Origin of the sequence: Streptomyces hygroscopicus subsp. hygroscopicus (assembly GCF_001553455.1) — a bacterium.
GTDB classification, from domain to species: domain Bacteria; phylum Actinomycetota; class Actinomycetes; order Streptomycetales; family Streptomycetaceae; genus Streptomyces; species Streptomyces hygroscopicus.
The window spans coordinates 1-855 of sequence record NZ_BBOX01000303.1 but is presented as its reverse complement, the minus strand read 5'-3'; the positions used below and the strand labels follow the sequence as shown (position 1 = coordinate 855).

Here is an 855-nt window from a genome sequence, read left to right as displayed (position 1 = left end):
CCGGTTCGGGCTCGGGCGCCTGCTCAATGATCGTGTGCGCGTTGGTACCACTGAAACCGAACGACGAGACCGCCGCCCGCCGGGGACGACCCGACTCCGGCCACGCCACCGACTCCTGCAACAACGACACCGCACCCGCGGACCAGTCAACATGCGGCGACGGCTCCTGCGCGTGCAACGTACGCGGCAACACACCATGCCGCATCGCCATCACCATCTTGATGATGCCCGCCACACCCGCCGCCGCCTGCGTGTGCCCCATATTCGACTTGATCGAACCCAACAGCAACGGCCGCCCGGCATCCCGCTCCTGACCGTACGTGGCCAGCAACGCCTGCGCCTCGATCGGATCACCAAGACTGGTCCCCGTACCATGCGCCTCCACCGCGTCCACCTCGGACGCCGACAGACCCGCATTCGCCAACGCCTGACGAATCACCCGCTGCTGCGACGGACCATTCGGCGCCGTCAACCCATTGGACGCACCATCCTGATTGATCGCACTACCACGCACCACCGCCAACACCGGATGACCATTACGCCGAGCATCCGACAACCGCTCCACCAACAGCATGCCCGCACCCTCGGACCACCCCGTACCATCCGCATCCGCCGAAACGCCTTGCACCGGCCATCCGCCGCAAGCCCACGCTGACGACTGAACTCCACAAACGGCGCCGGAGTCGCCATCACCGTCACACCACCGGCCAACGCCAGCGAACACTCACCATTCCGCAACGCCTGAACCGCCAGGTGCAACGCCACCAACGACGACGAACACGCCGTATCCACCGTGATCGTCGGCCCCTCAAGACCAAACGTGTACGCCAACCGACCCGAAATCACACTCGCCGC

General features: G+C 65.6%; 1 pseudogene. It reads right to left on the bottom strand.

The window, feature by feature from the left end:
- Positions 1 to 855 (bottom strand): annotated as a pseudogene (locus tag AXW62_RS27950) (beta-ketoacyl synthase N-terminal-like domain-containing protein); the annotation flags it as partial.